At 38.1% G+C, this 1,325-nt stretch carries 2 protein-coding genes; one reads left to right on the forward strand and one right to left on the reverse strand.

Translation table 11 applies throughout. The features are described from left to right. Positions 1 to 97 precede the first annotated feature (97 nt). Positions 98 to 286: a hypothetical protein gene (locus tag AC3DU7_RS30415; RefSeq protein ID WP_488042968.1), complete on the forward strand. Its 189-nt coding sequence runs from the start codon at positions 98 to 100 to the stop codon at positions 284 to 286. A 172-nt stretch (positions 287 to 458) separates the two neighbouring features. On the opposite strand, the gene AC3DU7_RS30420 is transcribed toward AC3DU7_RS30415, so the two are convergent. Beyond that, positions 459 to 932, reverse strand: coding sequence for an alpha/beta hydrolase (locus AC3DU7_RS30420; protein WP_488042969.1), 474 nt, complete (start codon positions 930 to 932; stop codon positions 459 to 461). Positions 933 to 1,325: the final 393 nt, after the last annotated feature.

The following is a 1,325-nucleotide window of genomic DNA, read 5'->3' on the forward strand; positions in this document are numbered from 1 at the left end:
AAAATATCTGGATTCAGCGATTTTTAGAAAGAATTCCTAAGGAAAATCACCCGATAGAACTAACACCTTCTGTATACTGTTTACTAAATCCAACTTGGTGCGTTCCTTAGCTTTGACCTACCGATGGTCGTATGATGCTGGGTTAAGTGTGCCAAAAAAAGCTCTTCTAGCACTAGCAGAAATTGAAACTCCCGAAGCGATTAAGATAATCAAAGAAGCAATGAAATCTTCTGAAGAGCTAATTCGCGACTATGCCAATATGCTCTTAGAAAATTGGCCAGATTGATTAATCCAAAAGCAATTAATGGAGAGTAAATAATTTGTGCAATTCCAAAAAAGTTGTGACGTATCATTAGCCGTAAGGTAAGCTGATACATAAAGTTGTCATAAAAAGAGCGATGGCTAACGCCAAGCTTTCCTTACGGAATGCTATCGCAAACGCTAACGCCTTCCCAGATTTAAGGAGTGATCGCCTGAATATCATCGCTCTGAACTGCGGCATCTACCATATATCCGGAACTGGCGCAAATACCTAAACCAGCAATGCGACTAGCATCTACTTCATTGCGGGTAGTTAAATAATTAGCAGCAGCGATAATATCTTCAGTTTTATTAGTGGGATTTTCTAACTGACGCTCATTCCCCTCAGACTTTCCCCAGTTACGGAAGTCAAAAGTCAAAACAGCATAACCGCGATCGGCCATTTCTTCAGCGTAGGTTGCAGGCATTTGTTCTTTGACAGTTGGCCAAGCACCTGTTACTATTACGCCTGGTAATTTTGTTCCTTGTTGATAATCATCGGGGAGGTAGAGATTTCCTACTAAGGTTTGATTATTGCTCTCGAAAGTGATATTTTTCATTTGTGCAGCTTCAGATATAGATACTAAAGATAACTGTAGAAAAGTAGCAGCAGTTAAAAGGAATTTTTTCATAATTTTTGCTCCTTTTCTTCTTGAATTTGAATCTTATATGTTCAATATAAAGCAGCAGAAAATTTATCTCTTGAAAGCTTTTGCTTCATTTTTTGAAGATTCTTGCTATTGAGCTGTCAGGGAAATATAGTACATAAATCATCAATTATTTCTCCCTACTCATATCACGTCCGGATAATTAGCGATCAAAAAAGTATGTTGCAACGCACTTTAAACCACAGAAGCGCCTATAACAGACAATGCGTGCGTAAGTCCTGCTGTTATCAGTTATGAGTTGCAGATACATCAAGAAACCAATTTTGCTGTTTAAGTCGTTCCCATGTTTTCTCTAGATGACTAGGTTTAAACAGTTTACGTTTTCTTTCATTCCATTGTTGTACCAATGCGATCGCT

The sequence above is a fragment of the Okeania sp. genome (assembly GCF_983059655.1).